Raw genomic sequence first — 23,959 nt, forward strand, 5'->3', positions numbered from 1 at the left:
TGCTCGTGTCGCGAAAGCCACTTTCAGGACATGTGATGTCCCGAAAGTGGCTTTCGCGACACCTTCGGCACGCCACCGCCCAGTGCCGAAGCCTGCTGCCCAACGTCTCACAGGCCCTCCCGACCACCACACCTTTGCCTTACCCCTCAACAGAGCCCGAATCGCCACTCACGAGACGGCGAGCGCCTCGATCACGTACTTCGTGGCCTCGGCGAGCAGCGCCTCGTCGTAGGGGGCGTCCTTGGCCGCCTTGCTCGACATGATCGCCACGACCATCGGCGCCTTGTCCGGCGGCCACACGATCGCGAAGTCGTTCATCGTGCCGTAGTCACCGGTCCCGGTCTTGTCGGCCACGGTCCAGCCGGCAGGCAGGCCCGCCCGGATCCGCTGGGCACCGGTGACGTTGCGCTGGAGCAGATCGCGGAGGAAGGCGCGTTTGTCGGCCGTCAGCGCGTCGCCCAGGACGATCTTCTGATAGTCGATCCCCAACGCCCGGGGGGTCGTGGTGTCGCGCGGATCGCCGGGGGTGGCCTCGGTGATCGCCGGTTCGACCCGGTCCATCCGCGTGACGGTGTCCCCGAGGCCACGGGCGAAGGCCGTGAGCTCCGCGGGTCCGCCGAGATCTCGCAGCAGCAGGTTGCCCGCGGTCCCGTCGCTGAACCGGACGGCGGCGTCGCACAGCTGGCGGATCGTCATGCCGGTGGCCACGTGCTGCCCGGTGACCGGGGCGTGCTTCATCAGGTCGCGCCGCGCATAGGTGACCCGGGTTTCCAAGTGCGACAACGGATTGCGCTGCAGGACCGCGGCGGCCGCGACCCCTTTGAACGTCGAACAGAACGCGAACCGCTCGTCGGCGCGGTGTTCGACCGTGCCGCCGCTCCCGCTGTCGAGCGCGTACACGCCGAGCCTGGCGTCGAACTTCTTCTCCAGCTCCAGCAATCGGTCGTGGTGCTGCCGAGCGGTCGAAGGCGGCGGCGGTGCGGGAACCGACGACGGCGCGGGCGGCGTCCCTCGAGTGCACGCGGCCAGCGGTACGAGGACCGCCATCCCCAGCAACCCACGACGGGTGACGGCCGGACCCGGCGATGTCATCGTGATCCCTCCCCCTGATCACCTCGAACATAGCAACTTCCTGACCATCGCCGGATCGGCCAAGCGGCCGACCCCCTGCCCTCCGATGCCCCGGGAGTGTGCCTTCCCCCACTCGACCGGGCCACCATCCTGGTTACCGACGGGTAACCGGGGCTAGGGTGCGGTCAGGACTACCTCTACTTCAGGAGCATTCGTGGCCGCAGGAGCAACACCGCTCGCGCCGAACGCGCGGTCGGTACGCAATGTCGCCTTCGTCGAAGGGGTGCGGACGCCCTTCGGCAAGGCAGGCGAAAAGGGCATGTACGCCGGCACCCGTGCCGACGACCTCGTCGTCAACGCCATCCGTGAACTGCTGCGGCGGCATCCCGAGCTGCCGCCCGAGCGCGTCGACGAGGTGGCGATCGCCGCCACCACCCAGATCGGGGACCAGGGCCTGACCATCGGCCGCACCGCCGCGCTGCTGGCGGGCCTGCCGAAGTCGGTGCCCGGTTTCGCGCTGGACCGCATGTGCGCCGGTGCGATGACCGCCGTCACCACCACCGCGAGCGGAATCGGCTTCGGCGCCTACGACATCGCCATCGCCGGCGGCGTCGAGCACATGGGCCGCCACCCGATGGGCGAGGGCGTCGACCCGAACCCGCGCATCATCGCCGACAAGCTCGTCGACCCGACGGCGCTCGTGATGGGCCAGACCGCGGAGAACCTGCACGACCGGTTCCCCGAGATCACCAAGCAGCGCACCGACGCGTACGCCGCGCGCAGCCAGGAGAAGTACGCCGAAGCCGTGAAGACCGGCAAGATCGGCCCCGAGCTGGTCCCGGTCGCCACCCGTTCGAAGGAACTGGGCTGGGGGCTGGCGACCGAGGACGAGCCGCCGCGCCCGGGTACCACGGTCGAGCAGCTCGCCGGGCTGAAGACGCCGTTCCGGCCGCACGGCCGGATCACGGCGGGCAACGCGGCCGGCCTCAACGACGGCGCCACCGCCGCACTGCTCGCCGACGAGGACACCGCCCGCGAACTCGGCTTGCCGATCGGCATGCGGCTCGTCGGCTACTCCTTCGCCGGTGTCGAGCCGGAGGTCATGGGCATCGGCCCGGTGCCGGCCACCGAGAAGCTGTTCAAGCGCACCGGCCTGTCGATCGACGACATCGGCCTGTTCGAGATCAACGAGGCGTTCGCCGTCCAGGTGCTCGCCTTCCTCGACCACTTCGGCATCGCCGACGACGACCCGCGCGTCAACCAGTGGGGTGGCGCGATCGCCTGCGGTCACCCGCTCGCGTCGTCCGGCGTCCCGGCACTGTGATCTGGGAGAACCCGGCCTACAACGGCTCCGAGGGGGCGAAGTAATGACTTTCACCGCTGAGCAGGCGAAAGCCGCCTTCCCCGACGAGGTCGTCACGAACGCGGTCACGCGTCTGGTGAAGGTGCCCGGCCTGGACAAGCCGGTCGCCCTGATCACCTTGGACAACGGCCACGACCACACCCGGCCGAACACCTTCGGCCCGCAGGGTCTGGTGAGCCTCAACGCCGCGATCGACGCCGCCTTCGCGGCCGGTCCCGCGGCGATCGCGGTCACCGGGAAGCCGTTCATCTTCGCCGTCGGCGCCGATCTTTCCGGCGTCGAAGCGGTCGCGGATCCCGCGCTGGCGCGGGAAATCGCGCAGACGGGACACGACGTGTTCCGCCGTCTCACCGAGACCGAGATCCCGACGTTCGGGTTCATCAACGGCGCGGTGATGGGCGGCGGGCTCGAACTCGCGCTCTCCTGCCACTACCGCACGCTGTCGGAGAACACCGCCGCGATCGCGTTCCCCGAGGTCTTCCTCGGCCTGTTCCCGGGCTGGGGCGGTACGCAGCTGCTGCCGAATCTGATCGGGCCGGACGCCGCGGTCACCGTGATCATCGAGAACGCGCTGGCGCAGAACAAGATGCTCAAGGTCGCGCAGGCGGCGGAGCTCGGCATCGTCGACGAGGTCTTCGGTTCGGCCGACTACCTCGAGCAGTCCCTGCTGTGGCTGGCGAAGGTCGTCAACGGCGAGCTCACCCCCGCCCGCCGCGAGATCGACCGCGGGGCGGGCTGGGATGCCGCGATCGCCCGCGCCAAGTCCATTGTGGACGGCCGGACGAAGGGTGCGTCCCCCGGCGCGACCAAGGCCGTCGAACTGCTGGAGCTGGCGCGCGAGAACGACCTGGACCGCGGCTACGCGGCCGAGACCGACGGGCTCGCCGAGCTGCTCATGGACGACACGCTGCGCGCCGGGCTGTACTCGTTCAACCTGGTCAACAAGCGGGCGAAGCGGCCGGCCGGTGCGCCGGACAAGTCCTTGGCGCGCAAGGTGAACAAGGTCGGCATCGTCGGCGCGGGCCTGATGGCCAGCCAGATGGCGCTGCTGTTCGTCCGCCGTCTCAAGGTGCCGGTGGTGCTCACCGACGTCGACCAGGAACGGGTCGACAAGGGTGTGTCCTATGTGCACGGTGAGATCGACAAGCTGCTGACCAAGAAGCGGGTCTCGCCGGACGGCGCCAACCGGCTGAAGGCACTCGTCACCGGCTCACTCGACAAATCCGCCTTCGCCGACGCCGACTTCGTGATCGAAGCGGTGTTCGAGGAACTGGGCGTCAAGCAGAAGGTCTTCGCCGACCTGGAGCAGTACGTCTCCCCCGAGGCGATCCTGGCGACGAACACCTCGTCGCTGTCGATCACCGCGATGGCGTCGCAGCTCAAGCACCCGGAGCGCGTGGTCGGGTTCCACTTCTTCAACCCGGTCGCGGTGATGCCGCTGCTGGAGATCGTCCGCGCGGAGAAGACCGACGACGCCACCCTGGCCACCGCGTTCGCGCTGGGCAAGCAGCTCAAGAAGTCGAGTGTGCTGGTCAAGGACGCGTCCGCGTTCGTGGTCAACCGGCTGCTGCTGCGGTTCCTCGGCGAGGTGCTGGTGACCGTCGACGAGGGCACGCCGTTCGAGGTCGCGGACAAGGCACTCGAACCGCTGGGCCTGCCGATGACGCCGCTGACGCTGATGCAGCTGGTCGGCCCGGCGATCGCCCTGCACGTCGGGGAAACCCTGCACGAGGCGTTCCCGGAACGGTTCACCGTCAGCGAGAACCTCGACCGCTTCGTCAAGGCGGGCAAGAAGGGCGTCTGGCAGTGGGACGACAAGGGCAACGCCACCGTCGATCCCGAGGTCGCGGAACTCTGGCAGCGCGGCGACTCGCCGTCGACGTCCGAGCAGGTGCGTGACCGCGCGCTGGCCGCGATCGCCGAGGAGATCCGGTTCATGCTCGACGAGGGCGTGGTCGCCGAGGCGCAGGACATCGACCTGTGCCTGATCCTCGGTGCGGGCTGGCCGTTCTGGCTCGGCGGCATCACGCCGTACCTGGACCGGGCCGGGGTGTCCGAAAAGGTCAACGGCAAGCCGTTCCTGGCCCCGGGTGTGGCGAGCGTTCCGCTCTCCTGACCTTCGACCGAAGAGCCACCGTCGGCGACCTCCTGATCGCCGACGGTGGCTTTTCGCGTATTTCGCCGACTTTGTGGCGCGTGCGTGCGATTTCCGGAACACTCACCCGCACCTGGGTTTCCAGGTACTGGGGAAGAGAACACTGGGAGGAAACGATGAAGAACATCGTCGTGCGCGTGGGCCTGGGAGCCGGCGCGGCGGTTCTGGGAATGCTGCTCGGAGCGGGTGTGGCGAGCGCTGACGACAGCGTCCGCATCACCGGCGACGAGACCGGCAGCGTCCGGATCACCGGAGTGGACAACCGCGACTTCGGCGTGAGCCCGGCCAACCGGGACTTCTAGCCGAGAGGCCCGGCTCCCCCCTGCCATCCTCGGGGAGCCGGGTCTTCAGCGTTCGCCGTCCGGCGGACAAGGCGGGAGCGGGGTCTTCATCTGCTCGGCGATCCGCGCGGGATCGAGCACGTCGACCTTCTTCGCCTCGGGGAAGCGTTGTCGCAGCTCTTTCGCCCAGGCTTCGGCATCGGTTCCGGCGACCGGCACGAGGTGCACGCCCGCCGAGAGGGTCTCCGGCCTCACCACCTTCAGCAGTTCCGGACTGTTCGCGAAGAGCTTCTTGAATCGCTCGTACGCCTGTTCCCGGGTTTCGGTCAGCACTCGGCGGGCTTTCTGATCGTCTCGAAGCGCCTGAGCGACGAGGGTCATGCCTTCGTCGGTCTCCAGGTAAACGAGCAGATGGATCCCGCAGAACTCCCGCTTTCCCAGCGGGACGGGCACCGTGTCCCGCGGCAACGCCGCCGGGGCGGGCGGCGGGGCGGGCGGCGGCGTGACCCGGTTCAGGACGACGACGGCCGTCGTCACGACAGCGGCGAGGACCAGGAGCGCGACGGCTCCGGCCACCCAGAGCCACCGCCGTGGCGCCAAGGGTGCCCGTTTCGGTTCGTCCACAGGGACAATCATCACACGGCGCCGTGCGTTGGTCCTCCGGAAACCGCTCGTTCAACGAGGCTCTCTAGCGTGCCGCCGGTGAACAGCGAAAAGCCCGGCGTGGACCGCCGCGGATTCCTCAAGCGCGCGGGTCTCGTTTCCGCGGTGGCCGCGGGCGCGCCGCTCGCCGCCACCGCACCGGCGGACGCCCTCGACCTGGACCTCGATCTCGACATCGATGTCGCCCGCCTCTTCGGCCGGGACCGCTACCGATGGCTGGTGGGCGATCACCACATCCACACCCAGTACTCCTACGACGCGATGTACACAGTGGACGGAATCGCCGACGCCGCCCGCCGTCACGGCGCGGACTGGGCGGTGATCACCGATCACGGCCATGCCGCGCACGAGAAGTCTTCGGTGGAACGGACGGACGCCGCGATCAGGGCGGCGCAGCGCGAGCATCGCGATCTCCTGCTGTGGCAGGGCATGGAGTGGAACGTGCCGGGCGCCGAGCACGCGACGCTGTTCTTCCAGGCAGGCGCGGACCAGGCGGCGAAACTGCGGGAGTTCGAGCGCGCCTTCGACTGGCGACTGACCGGCACCGAGCCCGGCACGCCGTCGAACGAGGCACTGGCCGTCGCGGCGATCCGCTGGCTCGCGGACGAGGAACGCGCGCGGCGGATCCACGCGCCGGTGGTGGTGATCAACCACCCGCTGCGCAACGGCCGGATCGCCCCGCACGAGATCCGGGCGCTGCGTGACGCCGCGCCCGGCATCGTCATCGGGATGGAAGGCGCGCCGGGCGCGCAGGCCGACGGTTTCCCGAAACCGCTCGGGAGCGGCGGTGGCGCACGTGGCGGGTATGGCAACTCCCCCGGCTCGAACTCGTGGCCGGGCTTCCCGGAGGCGGCCTACCGCACCTACGGCGGCTTCGACTGGAGCACCGCGACCGTCGGCGGGCTGTGGGATTCCCTGCTCGCCGAAGGAAAGCCGTGGTGGATCACCAGCAACTCCGACTCCCACTACAACCGCGGTGACACGCTCGTGCGGCCCGGCGTCCCCGACGGGTACTACGACGAGCACGGCAACTACCCGGACCCGATCGACACCGGCGTCCCGCAGACTCTGCCCCCGTACGCGGACTTCGCCCCCGCCGAGTTCAGCCGGACCGTCGTCGGCGTGACCCGCAAGAGCCACGAAGGGGTGCTGGAGGGTCTGCGCGCCGGCCGCGTCTGGGTGGTCCACGGCGGGCTGGCACAGGAACTGGAGTTCGGCGCGTACAGCGGCTGGAGCTCGGCCACCATGGGCGGAAGGCTGCGTGTCCGGCGCGGGGACGACGTCACGGTCGTGGTCTCGGCGCGGCTCGCGGCCCGGCCGAACGGCGGCGGCGCGATCCCCCGGCTCGCCCGGCTCGATCTCATCGCGCGACCGGTCACCGGCCCCGCGGCCGACCCCGACACCCAGACGGCTCCCGGCACCCGGGTGGCGCGGTCCTTCGAACCGCGATGGGCGCCCGGGCGGCGGGTCGCCTTCCGGCACACCTTCCGCGACGTGCGTGAGTCGTTCTTCGTGCGGACCCGCGGCACGGACGGCCAGAAACACGTGCCCGGCGGCATCGAGCCGAGCGCCGACGTCATCGGGCGATCCAACCCGTTCGAGGACCTGTGGCTCTACGGCAATCCGGTCTTCGTGGACGTCCGGTAGGCGTAGGGTTCGCCCATGCTTTCACTGAGCAGGAGACTGCTCGTGCGTTCGCTCATGGCCGCCCTCCGGTTCCTGCTCGGTCTTCCCGAACCTCTGCTGCGTCTGGTCGCCGGCCGCCCCGTCCGCCTGGACGGGCAGCGGCTGGCGACCAGTTCGCAGGTGCTGATCAAAATGTCCAAATTGGCGCCGTTCGACTATCCGCACCGCAACGGGAGCGTCGGACGGGCGCGGGCCGAACTGAACCAGGCCGGGGAGCTGGCGGGCGCCGGCATCGGCGGGGACGTCCGCCAGTCCGATCACGTCTTCACCGGTCCCGCCGGGCCGGTGCGGATCCGGCTCTACGTACCGGCGGACACCGCCTCGCCGGGTCCGGCGCTGATGTTCTTCCACGGCGGCGGCTTCGTGCTCGGCGGGATCGAGACCCATGAGGGAGCGTGCCGCTACCTCGCCGAAGAGGCCGGGATGCGGGTGGTCTCGGTCGACTACCGGCTCGCTCCGGAACACCCGTTCCCCGCCGCCGTCGAGGACGGCATCGCCGCCTTCGCCCATATCCACGCGAACGCCGGCCGCTACGGCCTCGACCCGGCACGGCTCGCTGTCGGCGGGGACAGTTCCGGCGGCAACCTCGCCGCCGTCGTCGCGCACGCGGGCGCCCGCGGCGAGGTCGAGCGGCCCGTGTTCAGCCTCCTGCTGAACCCGGCGACCGACGCGTTCGGCACGCATCCATCCCATGAACTGTTCGGCCTCGGGTTCCGGCTCGACACCGAGGAACGTGCTTGGTACCGCGACCGCTACCTCTCCGACGAGGCGCTTTACCGCGACCCGCGCGCGTCGGTGCTGTACGACGAACACGTCGCGGGCCTGCCGCCCACCTACATCGCGACGTCGGGCTTCGATCCCTTGCGTGACGAAGGGGAGGCCTACGCCCGGAAACTGGCCGACGCCGGTGTCCCGGTGATCCACCGGAGGCATCCCGGGCAGCTGCACGGATTCGCGAGCCGGGCGGGGGTCGATCCGTCGGCCCGGCAAGCCCTGCTGCACGCGGCCGGGGTCCTCCGCGCGGGATTGGCCCTCGCTCACCGCGTTTAGAGGACTGAACGCGGTGAGCGAGGAGCTCAAGAAAGCGTGTCCGGGTCCGGCCCCAGCCGCTTCCCCTGCTCCAAGGTCGCGATCGCGGCGCCGTCATGCGCGTCGAGCGCGAAGTCGAAGACATCCATGTTCTCCGCGATCCGCTGCGGCGTCACGGACTTCGGGATCACCAGGTGGTTCATCTCGATATGCCAGCGCAGCACGACCTGCGCCGGTGTCTTGCCGTGCTTTTTCGCGATCGTGGTGATCTTCTCGTCGCTGAGCAGGTCCCCGCCGCGCGCCAGCGGACCCCATGCCTCGGTGACGATCTCGTGCTTCTCGTGGAAATTCCGGAGCAGCGGCTGCTGCAGCCACGGATGGCACTCGATCTGGTTCACCGCCGGCACCGTCCCGGTCTCCTCGATCAGCCGCTCCAGATGCGGGATCTGGAAGTTCGAGACGCCGATCGCCTTCGCCCGGCCGTCGGAGGCGATCTTTTCCAGCGCCCGCCACGTTTCCACGTACTTGTCCTGTGCTGGAAGCGGCCAGTGGATCAGGTACAGATCGACATACTCGAGACCGAGTTCGCGAAGGCTGGTGTCGAAGGCGCGCAACGCCGAGTCGTAGCCGTGTTCGGTGTTCCACAGTTTCGTGGTGACGAACAGTTCTTCCCGCGGCAGCCCGCTGCTGCGGACGGCCTCGCCGACACCCCGCTCGTTGGCGTACAGGGTCGCCGTGTCGATGGCGCGGTAACCGGCCTCGATAGCGGTGCGGACCGCGCCGACGACCTCGTCGTCACCGATCTTGTACACCCCGAAGCCGAGCTGGGGCAGGGACGTTCCATTGTTCAACCTGATAGTGGGGACCATCCTTGAACCGTAACCCCGGCGGCGGGTCAAGGCAGGGCGGGCAGGTGGACGGTCACCGAAAGACCGCCGCCCACAACGGGTTCCGCGGACACCGTGCCACCGTGGGCGTCGACGGCGGCCCGCACGATCGACAGCCCCAGCCCGGCGCCGGTGCGGGCGGTCCGCGCGACGCCCGCGCGGCGGAACGGTTCGAACAGCTCGGGTACCGCGGCCGGGTCGAGCAGGCCGCCGGACGAACGCACCCGCAGCACCGACCACTGTGGACCGGCCTGGGTGACGACGTCCAGCCAGCCGCCGTCGACGTTGTGCCGCACCGCGTTCTCCAGCAGGTTGCCCGCGATCCGTTCCAGCAGCGCGGGATCACCGAACGTCGGCGCGCCGGGGGTGGCGAATTCGGCGCGGATACCGCGTTTCTCCGCTTCGGCCCGCACCGCCCGCCAAGCACTCGCGACGATCACCGCGAGATCGACCGGTTCCCTGGCCGCCAATCCCGCCCCGTCCGTGCGCGCGAGCAGCAGCAGCGAGCCGACCAGCCGCTCGGCCCGTTCGGTCGCGTCGCGGACCACCTCGGCCATCCGCCGCAGTTCGGCTTCGTCGGCGTTCTCGTCGGACAGGGTGACGTCGAGTTCGGTGCGGATGACCGCGAGCGGCGTCCGCAGTTCGTGGCTGGCGTTCGCGACGAAATGCCGTTGCGCGTCGAACGCGGCCTGCAGCCGGTCGAGCATGTCGTCGAAGGTCTCGGCCAGTTCGGCGAGTTCGTCCTTGGTGCGGACCTCACCGATCCGCTCCCCCATCGACTCGATCGACAGACGCCTCGCCGTGCCGGTGATCTCACGCAGCGGCCGCAGGACCCGCGCGGTGAACGTCCACGCGAGGATCCCCGCCGCCAGCACGACGAAACAGAACGCGACCGCGCCGAACAGCAGCACCCGGTTCCGGGAGTACACCCGCAGATGCTCGGTGACGGCGGAGGCGTCGACCTCGATCCCGTCGACCCGCACCGTGGTACCCGGCGGCAGTCGCGGAACGGCGGAGACCGCGTCGCCGACCAGATTCCAGGTCAGCCAGAGCAACAGGAGGCTGACCAGCGCCACCAGCCCGGTCGCGAGCAGCGTGACCCGCGCACGCAGGCTACGGGCGCCGGACCGGTTCACCCGCGTGCGGTCCCCTGCTCCGGCACGCGATACCCGGAGCCGACGACCGTCTCGATGATCCCCGGCTCGCCGAGTTTCTTCCGCAACGTCATCACGGTGACCCGGACGGTGGTGGTGAACGGATCGGCGTTCTCGTCCCACACGCGTTCGAGCAGTTCCTCGCTGCTGACCACCGAACCGGCGGCCGACAGCAGCACCTCCAGCACGCCGAACTCCTTGCGGGTCAGCTCGATCGGCCCGCTCGCGCGGCGGACGGTCCGCCGCGCCGGATCCAGTTCGACGTCGCCCGAGGTCAGCAACGGCGGCGCGGCCGGGGTCGCGCGACGGCCCAGCGCCCGCACCCGCGCGACCAGTTCGGGGAACGCGAACGGCTTGGCGAGATAGTCGTCGGCACCGAGGGAAAGCCCGTCGACACGGTCCGACACGGAACTGCTCGCGGTCAGCATCAGCACGCGGGTCAGCTCGCCGGACGCGACGATCTCGCGGCACAGGTCGTCACCGGACATGCCGGGCAGGTCGCGGTCGAGCAGTACGACGTCATACCGGGTGACGGCGGCCTTCTCGTGCCCGTCGTCCCCGGTGAGCGCGATGTCCACCGCCATCCCCTCGCGCCGCAGGCCGCGTGCGATCGCGTCGGCGAGGGGTTCTTCGTCTTCGACTACCAGTATTCGCACGAGCCCACGTTGCCACATTTACCTGAGAGTGACCTTATTGGACTCGTGAGTGGTAATGACGGTTCTAACCGTCATTACCACTCACGAGCCGCAACGCTCACCCGCACCCTTACGCCCAGCGCAACGCGAACCAGAGGCGCATCCGGACCTCCGGATCCGCCAGGTCCACCCCCAGCGCCCGTTCGATCTGGCCGATCCGGTGCCGGACGCTGTTGCGGTGCACCCCCAGTTCGGCGGCCGTCCGGTCCCAGCCGCCGTGGTGCGCGAGCCAGGTCCGCAGCGTGTCGACCAGTTCGCGGTCACCTTTCTCATCGAGTTCGCGCAGCGGCGCCAGCGCTTGGGCGGCGAATCCGGCCGCCGCGTCCGGGGCGATCAGCGCGTCCAGGCCGAGCCCGGACGCCTCCGCCACCACCGGCCGTTCCAGTGCGGCGGCCCGCCGCAGCAGCGACTCCACCTCGGTGGCCGCCGCGCGGAGCCGCTCGGGCGGAACAGGCGAACTCACCACCGCGAGCCAGCCATCGGCACGGAGCCGGTCGAGGTCCTCGATGTCGGGCGCCTCACCCACGATCGCGGTGAAGCGCGGTCCGGGCAGCAGCCGTACCAGCGGGGTGTCGAGCCGCGCGCGCAGCCAGTCGTAACGCGCGGCGACCTCGTTCGGCCCCCGGCGGTAGGCGATCCCGGCGACCAGGCGGCGTTCGTCCGCGCCGAGCACGCCGGTTTCGCCCAGCAGCAACGCGGTCGCGGTGGCGCCCAGTCCGGCCGCGTCCGAACCCGCTCGGCCCGCCAGTCCGAGCAGCGCCGCCCCGACCGAGAGGATCGAGCGGTCCGCGCCGTCGAACCGGGCGGCGCGGCCGACCACGACCAGATGCGACGCCGTCGCCTGCGGGTACACCGGTTGCGCGACGACGTGCGTGCCGTCGGCCAGTTCCGTGGTCGCGCTGCGGATGCCCCGGCCCGACCGCAACGTGGCGAGCAGCTCCCCGATCTCCGGCGGCAACGGTGACGGCGCTCCGTGATCGGCGGCGAGGACGTCGCCGACGCCGACCAGCGCCACCCACGCCCGTAGCCGCCCGGCCAGCGCGCTCGCCAGTTCGCCGAGTCCCTCACCGGCCGCTCTGGTCAGCGCCTCGCGGGCGGCCGCGATCCGCCGCTGCTCCCGCTGTCCCGCCTCCGCCAGCGCGACCGACACCGCCCGGCTGATCGCCAGGAAGGGCGTCCGCGGCGGGACGATCAGCAGCGGCAGTCCGTGCCGCGCGCACGCCGACCGCAACGGCGGCGGCAGCGTCTCGTGCGTGCCGGGCGTGAGCCCGAATCCCAGCGCGGAGATCCCGCTGCCGGCCAGCCGCCGGACGTAGCGGTCGATCTCGGCGGGTTCCACCGGAAGGTTCACCCCGGCGGTCAGCAGCAGCTCCGCGCCGAGCAGGTACGGCGCGGGGTCGCGCAACTCGCTGACATGGGCCCAGCGCACCGGGGCGTCGAGCGCTTCCGGCCGCAGCGTCTCCACGACCGGGTCGAGTGCCAGATCCGGGTTGCCGACCACGGCCCGTAACGGGACATTCACCTCGGAGCCGAGCGGATCGGGGGTTTGGGTCATTTCATCCTCACCTGTCTGCAACCTTGGCTGGATCATCCCATGTCGTTCACCGGGCGAACGACCCTACGGTGACCCGAACGAAGCGAACAGCCCAAGGCAAGGAGGACACCGTGGCCGGTGACTACGCGGTGATCGCGCTCTACATAGCGGGCATGATCGGGGTCGGCTGGTTCGGTCTGCGCCTGGCCAAGACCAAATCCGACTACCTGGTCGCGGGCCGCCGCCTCGGCTGGTTCATGTACTCGGGCACGATGTCCGCGGTCGTCCTCGGCGGCGCTTCGACGGTCGGCGGTGTGAAACTCGGCTACACCTACGGCATCTCCGGCGCCTGGCTCGTGATCGCGATCGGCGTCGGCATCCTGGTCCTGCACACGCTGTTCGCGCGGCGGCTGGTGAGGCTGCGCGTCTACACCGTCGGCGAGATGCTCGACCTGCGCTACGGCGGTTCCACCAGCGCCATCTCCGGTGTCGTCATGTGGGCGTACACGCTGATGCTGACCGTCACCTCGACGCTGGCGTTCGCCACCATCTTCAAGGTCCTCTTCGACGTCCCCAGCTGGGCGGGCATCGCCATCGGCGGCTCGATCGTGGTGCTCTACTCGGTGCTCGGCGGCATGTGGTCGATCACGCTGACCGACATCGTCCAGTTCGTCATCAAGACCATCGGCATCCTCTTCATCCTGCTGCCGGTCTCGATCGTCTCGGCGGGTGGCTTCGACGGGATGGCCGCGCGGCTGGACGAGAGCTACTTCGAGCTGACCGCCATCGGCGGCGACACGATCCTCACCTACTTCCTCATCTACAGCTTCGGGCTGCTGATCGGCCAGGACATCTGGCAGCGCGTGTTCACCGCCCGCACCCCGGGGATCGCCACCGGTGGCGGCGTCATCTCCGGTGTCTACTGCCTGGTCTACGGCCTCGCCGGCGCGCTGATCGGCACCGCGGCCAAGACGCTGTACCCGAACCTCGCCAGCGCGCAGGACGCGTTCGCCACCATCGTCGAGCAGCAACTGCCCGCCGGGATCCGCGGCCTGGTGCTCGCGGCGGCGTTGTCGGCGATGATGTCGACCGCGAGCGGCGCACTCATCGCCTGCTCCACGGTCAGCACCTCGGACCTGCTTTCCAAGCTGGGGCTCAAGAAGGCCGTCAACGAGGTCACCAGGAACCGCGTCACCACGCTGGTCCTCGGTGTCGTCGCGATCGGCATCGCGATGGTCGTCGACGACGTGGTCAACGCGCTGACCATCGCCTACGACATCCTCGTCGGCGGCCTGCTGGTCGCGATCATCGGCGGACTGGCCTGGAAACGCGGTACCCGCCAGGGCGCGCTCGCGTCGATGGTCGTCGGCACGGTCGTGGTCATCGCGTTCATGTTCGTCGACGGCGTCGAGGCGAACAGTCCGATCTACTGGGGGCTCGGTTCCAGTCTCGCGGTGTACCTGGTGGTCAGCTTCCTGACCCCGCGCACCTCCGACGAGATTCTCACCGTGTGGACCCGCCGCCTGAACGGCAGCGCGGTCGCCGAAGAAGAAGAGGCGAAACTCGCCGCTTCGAAGTCCTGAAACCCTTACACCCCAAGAAGGAGACACAGTGCCTGAGCAGACCCCGATCGGACCCGTCGACTCTTCCAAGGTGCCCCGGTTCGCCGGTTTCGCGACCTTCGCGAGGCTGCCGCGGCTCGATCAGGTCGAGCGTGCCGACGTCGCCGTCGTCGGGGTGCCGTTCGACGCCGGGGTGTCCTACCGCCCCGGCGCGCGGTTCGGCCCCGCCGCGCTCCGTGAGGCCAGCAGGCTCCTTCGCCCGTACCACCCGGAACTCGACGTCTCACCGTTCGCCGCAACGCAGGTGGTGGACGCCGGTGACATCGCGCTCAACCCGTTCAACATCGGGGAGGCGATCGAGACCCTGCAGGACGAGGCCGAGGCGCTGACCGCGAACGGGACGCGCCTGGTGACCGTCGGCGGCGACCACACGATCGCGTTGCCGCTGCTGCGCGCGGCGGCGAAGAAGCACGGTCCGGTGGCGCTGCTGCACTTCGACGCGCACCTCGACACCTGGGACACCTACTTCGGCGAGCCGTACACCCACGGCACCCCGTTCCGGCGGGCGTCCGAGGAAGGGATCCTCGACACCGAAGCGCTGTCCCACGTCGGCACGCGCGGCCCGCTGTACGGCAAGCGGGATCTGGAAGAGGATCGCCGCCTCGGATTCGGCATCGTCACCTCCGGCGACGTCATGCGCCGCGGGGTGGCCGAGACCGTCGACGCGCTGCGCCAGCGCATCGGCGGCCGCCCGCTCTACATCTCCGTCGACATCGACGTGCTCGACCCCGCGCACGCGCCGGGGACCGGCACCCCCGAAGCGGGCGGCATGACCAGCCGCGAACTGCTGGAGATCCTGCGCGGCCTGCGGGACTGCAACCTCATCGGCGCGGATGTGGTGGAGCTGGCCCCGGCTTACGATCACGCCGAGATCACCGCCATCGCGGCCTCCCACGTCGCCTACGACCTGGTGAGCCTGCTCAGCCTGGGAAAGAGCGAATGACACAACGGATAGGCGGCGACGTCGTCGTCGAAACGCTTCGCGCGCTCGGTGCGGACACCGTCTTCGGCCTGCCGGGCCAGCACGCGCTCGGCCTGTTCGAGGCGCTGCGGCGCACGGACGACCTGCGGGTGATCAGCTCACGGGTGGAGAACAACCTGGCGTTCGCGGCCGACGGGCACGCCCGCGCCCGGCTGGCGGCGGACCCCGACGGCCCGGTCCCGGTGACCCCGATGATCGTGTCGACCGGGCCCGGCGCGCTGCTGACTTTGGCTTCCCTGCAGGAATCCCGGGCGGCGTCGGTACCGGTGCTCGGGATCTCCAGCCAGATCCCGGTCGCCGGACTCGGCGGCGGACGGCACGGCTACCTGCACGAACTGCCCGATCAGCAGGCCAGCTTCCGTGACGTCGTGAAGTCGGTGCACGTGGTGCGGACCGTGAGCCAGCTTCCGACGGCGCTGCGCGAGGCCTGGGAGTCGGCGGCGACAGCGCCGTACGGCCCGGTGTGGGTCGAGATCCCGCAGGACATCCTGCTGGCACCGACGGAACTGCCGCGGATCACGTCGGTGACCGCACAGCCCGCTCCGCTCGCGCCGTTGCCGGAACTGCTCACCGAGGCCGCGGATCTCCTGGGCAGGGCGAAGAATCCGGTGATCCTGGCCGGTGGCGGCGCGCTGCGCTCGGGTGCCCACGCCGAGTTGAAGGCCCTCGCCGAGGCGTTGCGCGCGCCGGTGTTGTCGACCTTCGGCGGGAAGGGCGTCTTCGGCTGGGACCACGAACTCTCCGGCCAATCCTGGATCGAAGACTGGCACAGCACCGAATTCCTCGCGGACGCGGATGTGCTGCTGGTCCTGGGGTCCGGGCTGGGCGAGCTGTCCAGCAACTACCGCGAGTTCGCCCCGCGCGGCCGGATGATCCAGGTCGAGGCCGATCTCGGGAAGCTGGAGTCGAACTACCCGGCACTGGGTATCCACGCCGACGTCCGCCTTGTCCTGCAGGGACTTCTGGAGCAGGTGCCGTTCCGCCAGGCCGACGGTGCCGCCGAAGCCGCGGTGGCGGAGCTGCTGGCCAAGGTGCGCGAACGCCTCGACGCCCAGCCCGTCGATGTCGAACGCAAGCTGATCGACGACATCCGGGCGGCGGTGCCCGAAGGCACACAGACGTTCTGGGACATGACGATCGCGGCCTACTGGGCCTGGTCGGCGTGGAACCCCGATGGCGCGCCGATCCACACCGCGCAGGGGGCGGGAGGGCTCGGCTACGGTCTGCCCGGCGCGCTCGGCGGCGCGGCCGCGACCGGCGGCCCGGTGCTGGCGGTGTCCGGCGACGGCGGCGCGATGTACGGCATCGCCGAACTCGCCACCGCGATCCAGCACGGACTCGACGTCACGTGGCTCGTCATCGACGACGGCGGTTACGGCATCCTGCGCGAATACCTGACCAGCACCTTCGGGCAGTCCACCGCCACCGAACTGACGCGGCCCGATTTCGCCGCGCTGGCGCGCTCTTTCGGCGTCCCCGTCACGGTGTCCTCTTTGGACATCGTCGGAAAGGATCTCGCCGACGCGCTGGGCGCGTCCGGGCCGTCCGTGGTCGTCCTCCCCGCTTTGCTGAAAATGTTCGAGCCGACCCACCTGGAGAAGAAATGACTCAGGTCCTGAACTTCGTCGACGGCACCGAGGTACCGGCGGCGGGCTCGCGGACGCTCGACCTGGTGGACCCCGCGACCGGCGAGGTCTTCGGCACCAGCGTCCTGTCCGAACAGTCCGATGTGGACGCCGCGTTGGCGGCCGCCGACCGCGCGTTCAAGGTGTGGCGCAAGAGCACGCCCGCCCAGCGTCAGCTCGCGCTGCTGAAGATCGCCGACGCGGTGGAGACCCGCGCGGAGGAGTTCGCCGACCTCGAAATCCGGGAGACCGGGAAGATCCGGGCCGTCGTGCTGGACGAGGAGATCCCGGAGTGTGTCAGCGCGCTGCGGTTCTTCGCCGGCGCGGCACGGCAGCTCGAAGGCACCGCGTCCAAGGAGTATCTGCCGGGGCACACCTCGGCGATCCGCCGGGAGCCGGTCGGTGTCTGCGCGCAGATCGCGCCGTGGAACTACCCGCTGATGATGGGTGTCTGGAAGATCGCCCCGGCGCTGGCCGCCGGGAACACCGTCGTGCTGAAGCCCGCCGAGACCACACCGTCGACGGCCGTGCTGCTGGCGAAGGTCGCGGCGGAGTTCTTGCCGCAGGGCGCCTTCAACGTGCTGTGCGGCGACCGCGACACCGGACGCGCACTGGTCAAGCATCCGATCACCGAATTGGTGTCGATCACCGGATCGACCCGCGCGGGCATCGACGTCGCCACCGTCGCGGCGGCCGACCTCAAGCGCACGCACCTGGAACTGGGCGGGAACGCGCCGCTGCTGGTCTTCGGTGACGTGGACCTGGCCGAGACGGCGGAAGGCATCGTCGGCGCGGCCTTCTACAACGCCGGGCAGGACTGCACCGCGGGCAGCCGGGTGCTGGTGGACGCGGCCATCCACGACGAGTTCGTCGCGGAACTGGCCAAGGCCGCCGCCGCGCAGGCACCCGGCCGGGACTTCGGCCCGCTCAACAGCGAGGCCCAGTTCGGCCGCGTACGGGGCCTCGTCGAGCGGCTGCCGTCGCACGCCCGCGTGGAAACCGGCGGCACACCCGCCGGTGACCGCGGTTTCTTCTTCTCCCCCACCGTGATCTCGGGCCTGAAGCAGGACGACGAAATCGTTCAGGAGGAGATCTTCGGCCCCGTCATCACCGTCCAGTCCTTTGTGGACGAGGACGAGGCGGTGCGCCTGGCCAACGGCGTCCCTTACGGGCTGGCGTCGTCGATCTGGACCAACGACCTGGCACGCGCGACCCGCGTCTCGGGTGAACTCGACTTCGGCTGCGTCTGGGTCAACACCCACGGGCCGCTGGTCGCCGAAATGCCCCACGGCGGCTTCGGGCACTCGGGCCACGGAAAGGACCTCTCGTCCTACTCCTTCGCCGAGTACACCCGCGTGAAGCACGTCATGACCCGCTTCGCCTGACCGGGTTTCGTATTTGGAGGTCCCCATGGGTGAGAAGATCACCGAAGTCGAGCAGCACGGTATCGCGCCGATCCCGCCGGAGGAACAGACGTCGCGGCCCCGCGACCTGTTCCGCATGGCGTTCGGCGGCGCGAACACCTTCGCCACCATCATCCTCGGGACGCTCCCGATCGCCTTCGGCCTAAGCTTCTGGGCCGCCGTGGCGGCCACCGTCGCGGGCGTCGTCGTCGGCGCGCTCGTGCTCTCGCCGATGTCGTTGTTCGGCCCGCTCACCCGGACCAACAACGCCGTCTCCTCGGGCGCGCATTTCGGTGTCGTCGGCCGTTGTGTCGGTTCCTTTCTCTCCCTGCTGACGGCGATCACGTTCTTCGCCATCTCGGTCTGGGTGAGCGGTGACGCCGTCACCGGTGCGGCACAACGGCTTTTCGGCTTCGACGGCGGTGAGGTGCTCCGTGGCGTCGCGTACGGCGTCATCGCGATCGCGACGCTGGTGGTGTGCATCTACGGCTACCGGTTCATGCTGCTGGTGAACCGGGTCGCCGTCGTACTGGGCACGGCGATCATGCTGCTCGGGATCGTGGCCTACGGCGGCACCTTCGACCCCGGTTTCGCCGGCACCGGCGTCTACGCCCTCGGGGACTTCTGGCCCACCTGGATCCTGGCCGCGCTCACCACGATGGCGAACCCGATCTCGTTCGGTGCCTTCCTCGGCGACTGGACGCGCTACATCCCCGCGCGCCACAGCCGCCGTTCCCTGCTGGCCGCACCGTTCCTGGCGCAGGTGGCGACGTTGCTGCCGTTCGGCTTCGGCATCGCCACCGCGACACTGGTCGCGGATCCGACCGACTACATCACCGGCCTGACCGCGATCTCCCCGCTCTGGTACGCGATCCCGCTGATCGTGGTCGCACTGATCGGCGGGCTGTCCACCGGCACGACATCGCTCTACGGGACCGGGCTGGACTTCAGTTCCATCTTCGTGAAGCTGAGCCGGGTCCAGGCGACCCTGCTGATCGGCTCGCTCAGCGTCGTGTTCATCTTCGTCGGCAATTTCGTACTGGACATGGTCTCCAGCATCAACGCCTTCGCCACGCTGATCGTGCTGTGCACCTCGCCGTGGATGGTGATCATGATGATCGGCTTCGTGTTGCGGCGCGGGTTCTACGACCCGGACGACCTCCAGGTGTTCAACCAGGGCCGCAAGGGCGGCCGCTATTGGTTCACCCGCGGCGTGAACTGGCGCGCGATGGCCGCGTGGATCCCGGCGACGACGCTGGGCCTGCTGACCGCCAACACCCCGATGATCGCCGGGCCGTTCAAAGACATCGCGGGCGGTGTCGACGTCAGCATGGTGGTGACGCTGTGCACGGCGGCGATCGCGTATCCCTTGCTCGTCAAGCTCTTCCCTGAGCCGCGAGAGGTCTACGCGTACTCGGAACCTGTCGCGGAACCTGCCGTCGCGGTCTAGGCGAAGCGGCGCAGGGCCCCGAGGAACAACGCGTCGAAGGCACGGTCCGGGAGCACCCGGCGCACGAACAGGATCGGCTTCGCCCCGAATCCGGCGGCGTAGCGGGTCTTCGGGCGCCGGGCCCGGACGGCCTTCAGGATGACGTCGGCCGCTATCCGGGAGGTCGTCGTGCGACGCTGAACTTTCTGCGTGCTCCAACCTTGTTCAGCGGTCTCGTGGGCGTCACCGCGCCCGCCGCTTCCGCCGCCACCCCGTTGCGGTTCCTGGGCGTGAAGGCCGCGCAGCGGGCCGAGGTGGTGCTGGAGTACGAGCGGCGAGGCCACCGTCTGGCGGGCCTAGCGCCTGCTATGAAAGGTCCTTTCCTGGCGATTTTTGCAAGGAAAGGACCTTTCATAGCTCTTGTCAGCTCGCCGACTCACCCGTCTGAGCTCGTCGAGCAAGAATTCGGCTCACCGTAGCTTGATTCATGAGGTTGGCATGAGCGATCTGCCGCTGCGAAATCCCCATCTCGGCAGCTTGGCAAATCAAATCATGCTGGGACTTTGTCGCCACAATGGTCGTATTGGCCGCCTGTCGCATCGCCCCAAACATGGTAGCTCGGTCGAGGGCGACGAAAGTGGACACCTTTTCCATGTCGGCAACATAGCCTTGCGGTACCCGAATCACCGACCAACACGCGCGCGACCGGTTGGTCGTGAGTGGCGATTCGTGTTCTAACCCGAATCGCCACTCACGACCGTCGAAGCGCTTGTCAGCGGTGTGTGTCCTCCGGCGCCGGAGTCCGGCTGGCCAGCTTGGCCGACCACTCGGTGACCCGCCGCGCGACGTCCTGCGCGGTGAGCCCGACGCGGGCCAGTACCTCTTCGCGCGAGCCGTGCTCGTGGAACACCTGCGGCACCGCGAGGTCGCGCAGCGGCACGTCGCATTCGGCGTCGCGGAACAGCGCGGACAGCGCGGAGCCGAAACCGCCGTGGCGGCCGCTGTCCTCGACGGTCACGACGAGCTTGTGTTGCTCGGCCAGCGCCACGAGTTCCGCGGGCGCCGGGACGACCCAGCGCGGGTCCACCACGGTCACGCCGATGCCCTGATCGGCCAGCCGGTCCGCGGCGGCGAGCCCGAGCGTCGCGAACGCGCCCACCGCGACGAGCAGCACGTCGGCGTCACCGGACGGCTTGCGCAGCACGTCCACCGTGCCGACACGTTCGACGGCGGGCACGGAGTCGATCACGCCGCCCTTGGAGAACCGCAGCGCCGTCGGCCCGTCCTCGACGGCGACGGCCTCACGCAGCTCCTCACGCAGCGTGCCGGCGTCCCGTGGCGCGGCGACGCGCATGCCCGGCACCATGCCCAGCAGCGAGAGGTCCCACATGCCGTGGTGACTCGGCCCGTCCGGTCCGGTGATACCGGCCCGGTCCAGCACCAGCGTCACCGGCTGGCGGTGCAGCGCGACGTCCATCAGGACCTGATCGAAGGCCCGGTTCAAGAAGGTCGAGTAGACGGCGACGACGGGGTGCTTGCCGCCCATCGCGAGACCGGCGGCCGAGGTCACCGCGTGCTGCTCGGCGATGCCGACGTCGTACCAGCGGTCCGGGTACGCCTCGGCGAACTTGTGCAGCCCGGTCGAGCGCAGCATGGCCGCGGTGATCGCGACGACGTCCTCGCGGTCGGCGCCGATCTTGACCAGTTCGTCGGCGAAGACGCCGGTCCAGCTCGGGCCCTTGACCGGCGGCAGGCCGGTTTCCGGGTCGATCGGGTCGGTCTGGTGCATCTGGTCGGCCTGGTTGGTCACGGCGGGCTCGTAGCCGTGGCCCTTCTCGGTGACCACGTGCACGATGACCGCGCCGCCGAAGTCGCGGGCACTCTGGAACGCCTTCTCCAGCGCCGCGAGATCGTGGCCGTCGACCGGGCCGAGGTACTTCAGGCCGAGGTCGGAGAACATCATCTGCGGGCTCAGCGCGTCCTTGAGCCCCGCCTTCGCCGCGTGCAACGCCGCGTAGATCGGCTTGCCGACGATGGGGGTGTGCCGCAGCAGTTCCTTGCCACGGTCCAGAACGCGTTCGTAGCCGGGCTTCAGCCGGAGCGCCGCCAGGTGGTCCGCGACGCCGCCGATGGTCGGCGAGTACGAGCGGCCGTTGTCGTTGATGACGAGGACGACCGGGCGGCGCGGGTTCGCGGCGATGTTGTTGAGCGCCTCCCAGCACATGCCGCCGGTCAGCGCGCCGTCGCCGACGACGGCGATCGCGTGCCTGCCGCCACCGCCGAGTTCGAACGCCTTCGCCAGGCCGTCCACATAGGACAAAGCGGTCGAGGCGTGGCTGTTCTCGACGAGGTCGTGTTCGCTCTCACAGCGCGCCGGGTAGCCGGTGAGGCCCCCGAGCTGGCGCAGCTTGCCGAAGCCGTCATGACGGCCGGTGACGATCTTGTGCACATACGCCTGGTGGCCGACGTCCCACACGATGGCGTCGCGCGGTGAGTCGAAGACCCGGTGCAGCGCCATCGTCAGCTCGACCACACCCAGGTTCGGGCCGAGGTGACCACCGGCGAGCCGCACCTTCTCGACGAGGAAGTCCCGGATCTCCGCGGCCAGCTCGCCGAGCTGTTCATGGTCCATCCGCTTCAAGTCGGCCGGTCCGTGCACGGACTCGAGCAACGTCACTCTCCCACCTCGCCTGATTCCTCTTCCGCCGTTCAGGCCAGTCTACGGAGGCCGGCTGAGAACCTTCCGTCCGCCGCGTCACGGGTCACATGTCAGAAAATCACCACACTGCCCCCAATGGTGTGAACATGGCCTCTTTTGCCAAGTAGCGGTCACGTCGGGTGGCCGACATAATCGCTCCTCGACGGTTAAGAAGAAGCCCGGTTGGAGTGGCTTGATGGCGGATTTTTTCATCGGTGGCGAGTGGGTCGACGCGGTCGGCCGCGGTCGCAGGGAGATCCGCTGTCCGGCGGACGGATCGCTGGTCGCGGAGGTCGCGGAGGGCACCCGCGAGGACACCGAAGCGGCCATCGCCGCCGCGAGGAAGGCTTTCGACACCGGCCCCTGGCCACACACTCCCGCGCCGGAACGCGGTGACCTGCTGCTGAAGGCCGCCGACCTGCTCGACCGCGATGTCGCGACCTTCGCGCGCGCCGAGTCGCTCGACACCGGCAAACGGCTGGTCGAGAGCGAGTACGACATGGCGGACATCGCCGCCTGCCTGCGCTATTTCGGCAAACTCGCCGCCAACGACGCCGGCCGCGTGGTCGACACCGGCAACCCGGACGCGTTCAGCCGGATCGTGCACGAGCCGGTCGGCGTCTGCGGGCTGATCACGCCGTGGAACTACCCCCTCCTGCAGACCATCTGGAAGGTCGCCCCCGCGCTCGCGGCCGGCAACACGTTCGTCCTCAAGCCGAGCGAGCTGACGCCGCACACCTCGATCCTGCTGATGAAGCTGCTGACCGAGGCCGGGCTCCCGGCCGGCGTCGCGAACCTGGTGCTCGGCGCCGGCGCGCAGGCCGGGGCGCCTCTTTCGGAGCATCCGGATGTCGATCTCGTCTCGTTCACCGGCGGCCTCGCGACCGGCAAGATCATCGCCGCGTCGGCCGCCGCCACCGTCAAGAAGGTCGCGCTGGAGCTGGGCGGCAAGAACCCGAACGTCGTCTTCGCCGACTCCGACTTCGACACCGCCGTCGACTACGCGCTGACCGCGGTGTTCCTGCACTCCGGACAGGTCTGCTCGGCGGGCACGCGGCTGATCGTCCAAGAGGAGTGGCACGACGAGTTCGTCGACGAACTCGTCCGCCGCGCCGAACTGATCCGACTGGGTGGACCTTTCGACCCGAAGGCTGAAACCGGCCCGCTGATCTCGGCCGCCCATTTGGACAAGATCGAACGCTACGTCGCCGCGGCACTGGCAGAGGGCGCCGTCCTGCGTACCGGCGGCAAACGCCCCGACGATCGCGAGCTGGCGAAGGGCCACTACTACCTGCCGACCATCCTCGACAACGTGAAGCAGGGCAGCAGCGCCGTCGTCGACGAATCGTTCGGCCCGGTGCTCACCGTCGAGACCTTCACCGACGAGGACGACGCCGTCCGCATCGCCAACGACACGCACTACGGCCTCGCGGGCGCGGTGTTCACCTCGGACGCCTCCCGCGCGCAGCGGGTCGCGAACCGGCTGCGGCACGGCACGATCTGGATCAACGACTTCCACCCGTACCTGCCGCAGGCCGAATGGGGCGGCTACAAGCAATCCGGCTTCGGGCGCGAACTGGGCCCGACGGGCTTGGCCGAGTACACGGAGGCGAAGCACATCTACCAGAACCTCCGACCCGCTCCACAGCGCTGGTTCTCCGGGGAGCCCGCGTCCGACTAAA

At 69.5% G+C, this 23,959-nt stretch carries 19 protein-coding genes and 1 pseudogene; 11 read left to right on the forward strand and 9 right to left on the reverse strand.

The features are described from left to right. Positions 1 to 168: 168 nt before the first annotated feature. Positions 169 to 1,092, reverse strand: coding sequence for a class A beta-lactamase (gene bla / locus ACZ54P_RS36135; RefSeq protein WP_465466111.1), 924 nt, complete (start codon positions 1,090 to 1,092; stop codon positions 169 to 171). 193 nt (positions 1,093 to 1,285) lie between these two features. On the opposite strand from bla, the pseudogene ACZ54P_RS36140 reads away from it, so the two are divergent. The 3 genes and pseudogenes from ACZ54P_RS36140 (at position 1,286) to ACZ54P_RS36150 (ending at position 4,891) form a co-directional block, all read left to right on the forward strand. Next, positions 1,286 to 2,439 (forward strand): annotated as a pseudogene (locus ACZ54P_RS36140) (thiolase family protein). Continuing rightward, complete coding sequence (locus ACZ54P_RS36145; RefSeq protein ID WP_465466112.1) at positions 2,439 to 4,550, forward strand: 3-hydroxyacyl-CoA dehydrogenase NAD-binding domain-containing protein; 2,112 nt, start codon at positions 2,439 to 2,441, stop codon at positions 4,548 to 4,550. Before ACZ54P_RS36140 ends, ACZ54P_RS36145 begins: the two are co-directional and overlap by 1 nt. A 155-nt stretch (positions 4,551 to 4,705) precedes the next feature. Next, positions 4,706 to 4,891 (forward strand): hypothetical protein, encoded by a 186-nt coding sequence (locus ACZ54P_RS36150; protein WP_465466113.1) that lies wholly within the window; start codon positions 4,706 to 4,708, stop codon positions 4,889 to 4,891. Between the two features lie 45 nt (positions 4,892 to 4,936). Here the strand turns inward: ACZ54P_RS36150 and ACZ54P_RS36155 are convergent, their stop codons facing one another. Further along, on the reverse strand, positions 4,937 to 5,494 hold the full coding sequence (locus ACZ54P_RS36155) for a permease-like cell division protein FtsX (RefSeq protein ID WP_465466114.1): 558 nt from the start codon (positions 5,492 to 5,494) through the stop codon (positions 4,937 to 4,939). Positions 5,495 to 5,572: 78 nt separating this feature from the next. On the opposite strand from ACZ54P_RS36155, the gene ACZ54P_RS36160 reads away from it, so the two are divergent. Both ACZ54P_RS36160 and ACZ54P_RS36165 read left to right on the forward strand, forming a co-directional pair. Beyond that, positions 5,573 to 7,180, forward strand: coding sequence for a PHP domain-containing protein (locus tag ACZ54P_RS36160; protein ID WP_465466115.1), 1,608 nt, complete (start codon positions 5,573 to 5,575; stop codon positions 7,178 to 7,180). 15 nt (positions 7,181 to 7,195) lie between these two features. Further along, positions 7,196 to 8,269 (forward strand): alpha/beta hydrolase, encoded by a 1,074-nt coding sequence (locus ACZ54P_RS36165; protein WP_465466116.1) that lies wholly within the window; start codon positions 7,196 to 7,198, stop codon positions 8,267 to 8,269. Positions 8,270 to 8,295: 26 nt separating this feature from the next. Here the strand turns inward: ACZ54P_RS36165 and ACZ54P_RS36170 are convergent, their stop codons facing one another. The 4 genes from ACZ54P_RS36170 to ACZ54P_RS36185 form a co-directional block, all read right to left on the reverse strand. Next, a complete protein-coding gene (locus ACZ54P_RS36170) occupies positions 8,296 to 9,117 on the reverse strand; it encodes an aldo/keto reductase (RefSeq protein ID WP_465466117.1) in 822 nt (273 codons plus the stop codon). A gap of 26 nt (positions 9,118 to 9,143) precedes the next feature. Continuing rightward, positions 9,144 to 10,271 (reverse strand): sensor histidine kinase, encoded by a 1,128-nt coding sequence (locus ACZ54P_RS36175; RefSeq protein WP_465466118.1) that lies wholly within the window; start codon positions 10,269 to 10,271, stop codon positions 9,144 to 9,146. After that, entirely contained in the window at positions 10,268 to 10,945 is a 678-nt protein-coding gene (locus ACZ54P_RS36180; RefSeq protein WP_185927010.1) for a response regulator transcription factor, read from the reverse strand. Before ACZ54P_RS36180 ends, ACZ54P_RS36175 begins: the two co-directional genes overlap by 4 nt. Before the next feature lie 109 nt (positions 10,946 to 11,054). Next, positions 11,055 to 12,539: a PucR family transcriptional regulator gene (locus ACZ54P_RS36185; RefSeq protein WP_465466119.1), complete on the reverse strand. Its 1,485-nt coding sequence runs from the start codon at positions 12,537 to 12,539 to the stop codon at positions 11,055 to 11,057. Between the two features lie 110 nt (positions 12,540 to 12,649). On the opposite strand from ACZ54P_RS36185, the gene ACZ54P_RS36190 reads away from it, so the two are divergent. The 5 genes from ACZ54P_RS36190 to ACZ54P_RS36210 are packed head-to-tail and all read left to right on the forward strand — an operon-like array spanning position 12,650 to position 19,600. After that, entirely contained in the window at positions 12,650 to 14,101 is a 1,452-nt protein-coding gene (locus ACZ54P_RS36190; RefSeq protein WP_465466120.1) for a sodium:solute symporter family protein, read from the forward strand. Positions 14,102 to 14,129: 28 nt separating this feature from the next. Beyond that, on the forward strand, positions 14,130 to 15,083 hold the full coding sequence (speB, locus tag ACZ54P_RS36195) for an agmatinase (RefSeq protein ID WP_465466121.1): 954 nt from the start codon (positions 14,130 to 14,132) through the stop codon (positions 15,081 to 15,083). After that, a complete protein-coding gene (locus tag ACZ54P_RS36200; protein ID WP_465466122.1) occupies positions 15,080 to 16,729 on the forward strand; it encodes a thiamine pyrophosphate-binding protein in 1,650 nt (549 codons plus the stop codon). The genes speB and ACZ54P_RS36200 overlap by 4 nt, the downstream gene beginning before the upstream one ends. Beyond that, positions 16,726 to 18,132, forward strand: coding sequence for an aminobutyraldehyde dehydrogenase (locus tag ACZ54P_RS36205; protein WP_465466123.1), 1,407 nt, complete (start codon positions 16,726 to 16,728; stop codon positions 18,130 to 18,132). Before ACZ54P_RS36200 ends, ACZ54P_RS36205 begins: the two co-directional genes overlap by 4 nt. 25 nt (positions 18,133 to 18,157) lie before the next feature. After that, positions 18,158 to 19,600, forward strand: coding sequence for a purine-cytosine permease family protein (locus ACZ54P_RS36210; protein WP_465466124.1), 1,443 nt, complete (start codon positions 18,158 to 18,160; stop codon positions 19,598 to 19,600). On the opposite strand, the gene ACZ54P_RS36215 is transcribed toward ACZ54P_RS36210, so the two are convergent. From ACZ54P_RS36215 to dxs, 3 genes are all read right to left on the reverse strand, one after another. After that, complete coding sequence (locus tag ACZ54P_RS36215) at positions 19,597 to 19,923, reverse strand: hypothetical protein (RefSeq protein ID WP_465466125.1); 327 nt, start codon at positions 19,921 to 19,923, stop codon at positions 19,597 to 19,599. The genes ACZ54P_RS36210 and ACZ54P_RS36215 overlap by 4 nt on opposite strands. 79 nt (positions 19,924 to 20,002) lie before the next feature. Further along, on the reverse strand, positions 20,003 to 20,233 hold the full coding sequence (locus ACZ54P_RS36220; RefSeq protein WP_465466126.1) for a hypothetical protein: 231 nt from the start codon (positions 20,231 to 20,233) through the stop codon (positions 20,003 to 20,005). A 118-nt stretch (positions 20,234 to 20,351) separates the two neighbouring features. Beyond that, positions 20,352 to 22,256 (reverse strand): 1-deoxy-D-xylulose-5-phosphate synthase, encoded by a 1,905-nt coding sequence (gene dxs, locus ACZ54P_RS36225; RefSeq protein ID WP_465466127.1) that lies wholly within the window; start codon positions 22,254 to 22,256, stop codon positions 20,352 to 20,354. A 217-nt stretch (positions 22,257 to 22,473) separates the two neighbouring features. On the opposite strand from dxs, the gene ACZ54P_RS36230 reads away from it, so the two are divergent. Further along, on the forward strand, positions 22,474 to 23,958 hold the full coding sequence (locus ACZ54P_RS36230) for an aldehyde dehydrogenase family protein (RefSeq protein ID WP_465466128.1): 1,485 nt from the start codon (positions 22,474 to 22,476) through the stop codon (positions 23,956 to 23,958). Position 23,959: the final 1 nt, after the last annotated feature.

This window comes from Amycolatopsis sp. NPDC034160, assembly GCF_055575355.1.

Excerpts from the sequence above, each read along its gene's own strand:
- bla (WP_465466111.1), bottom strand. The coding sequence starts at position 1,092 with ATGACATCGCCGGGTCCGGCCGTCACCCGTCGTGGGTTGCTGGGGATG.
- ACZ54P_RS36145 (WP_465466112.1), top strand. The coding sequence starts at position 2,439 with ATGACTTTCACCGCTGAGCAGGCGAAAGCCGCCTTCCCCGACGAGGTC.
- ACZ54P_RS36150 (WP_465466113.1), top strand. The coding sequence starts at position 4,706 with ATGAAGAACATCGTCGTGCGCGTGGGCCTGGGAGCCGGCGCGGCGGTT.
- ACZ54P_RS36165 (WP_465466116.1), top strand. The coding sequence starts at position 7,196 with ATGCTTTCACTGAGCAGGAGACTGCTCGTGCGTTCGCTCATGGCCGCC.
- ACZ54P_RS36170 (WP_465466117.1), bottom strand. The coding sequence starts at position 9,117 with ATGGTCCCCACTATCAGGTTGAACAATGGAACGTCCCTGCCCCAGCTC.
- ACZ54P_RS36185 (WP_465466119.1), bottom strand. The coding sequence starts at position 12,539 with ATGACCCAAACCCCCGATCCGCTCGGCTCCGAGGTGAATGTCCCGTTA.
- ACZ54P_RS36200 (WP_465466122.1), top strand. The coding sequence starts at position 15,080 with ATGACACAACGGATAGGCGGCGACGTCGTCGTCGAAACGCTTCGCGCG.
- ACZ54P_RS36205 (WP_465466123.1), top strand. The coding sequence starts at position 16,726 with ATGACTCAGGTCCTGAACTTCGTCGACGGCACCGAGGTACCGGCGGCG.
- ACZ54P_RS36210 (WP_465466124.1), top strand. The coding sequence starts at position 18,158 with ATGGGTGAGAAGATCACCGAAGTCGAGCAGCACGGTATCGCGCCGATC.
- ACZ54P_RS36220 (WP_465466126.1), bottom strand. The coding sequence starts at position 20,233 with ATGGAAAAGGTGTCCACTTTCGTCGCCCTCGACCGAGCTACCATGTTT.
- ACZ54P_RS36230 (WP_465466128.1), top strand. The coding sequence starts at position 22,474 with ATGGCGGATTTTTTCATCGGTGGCGAGTGGGTCGACGCGGTCGGCCGC.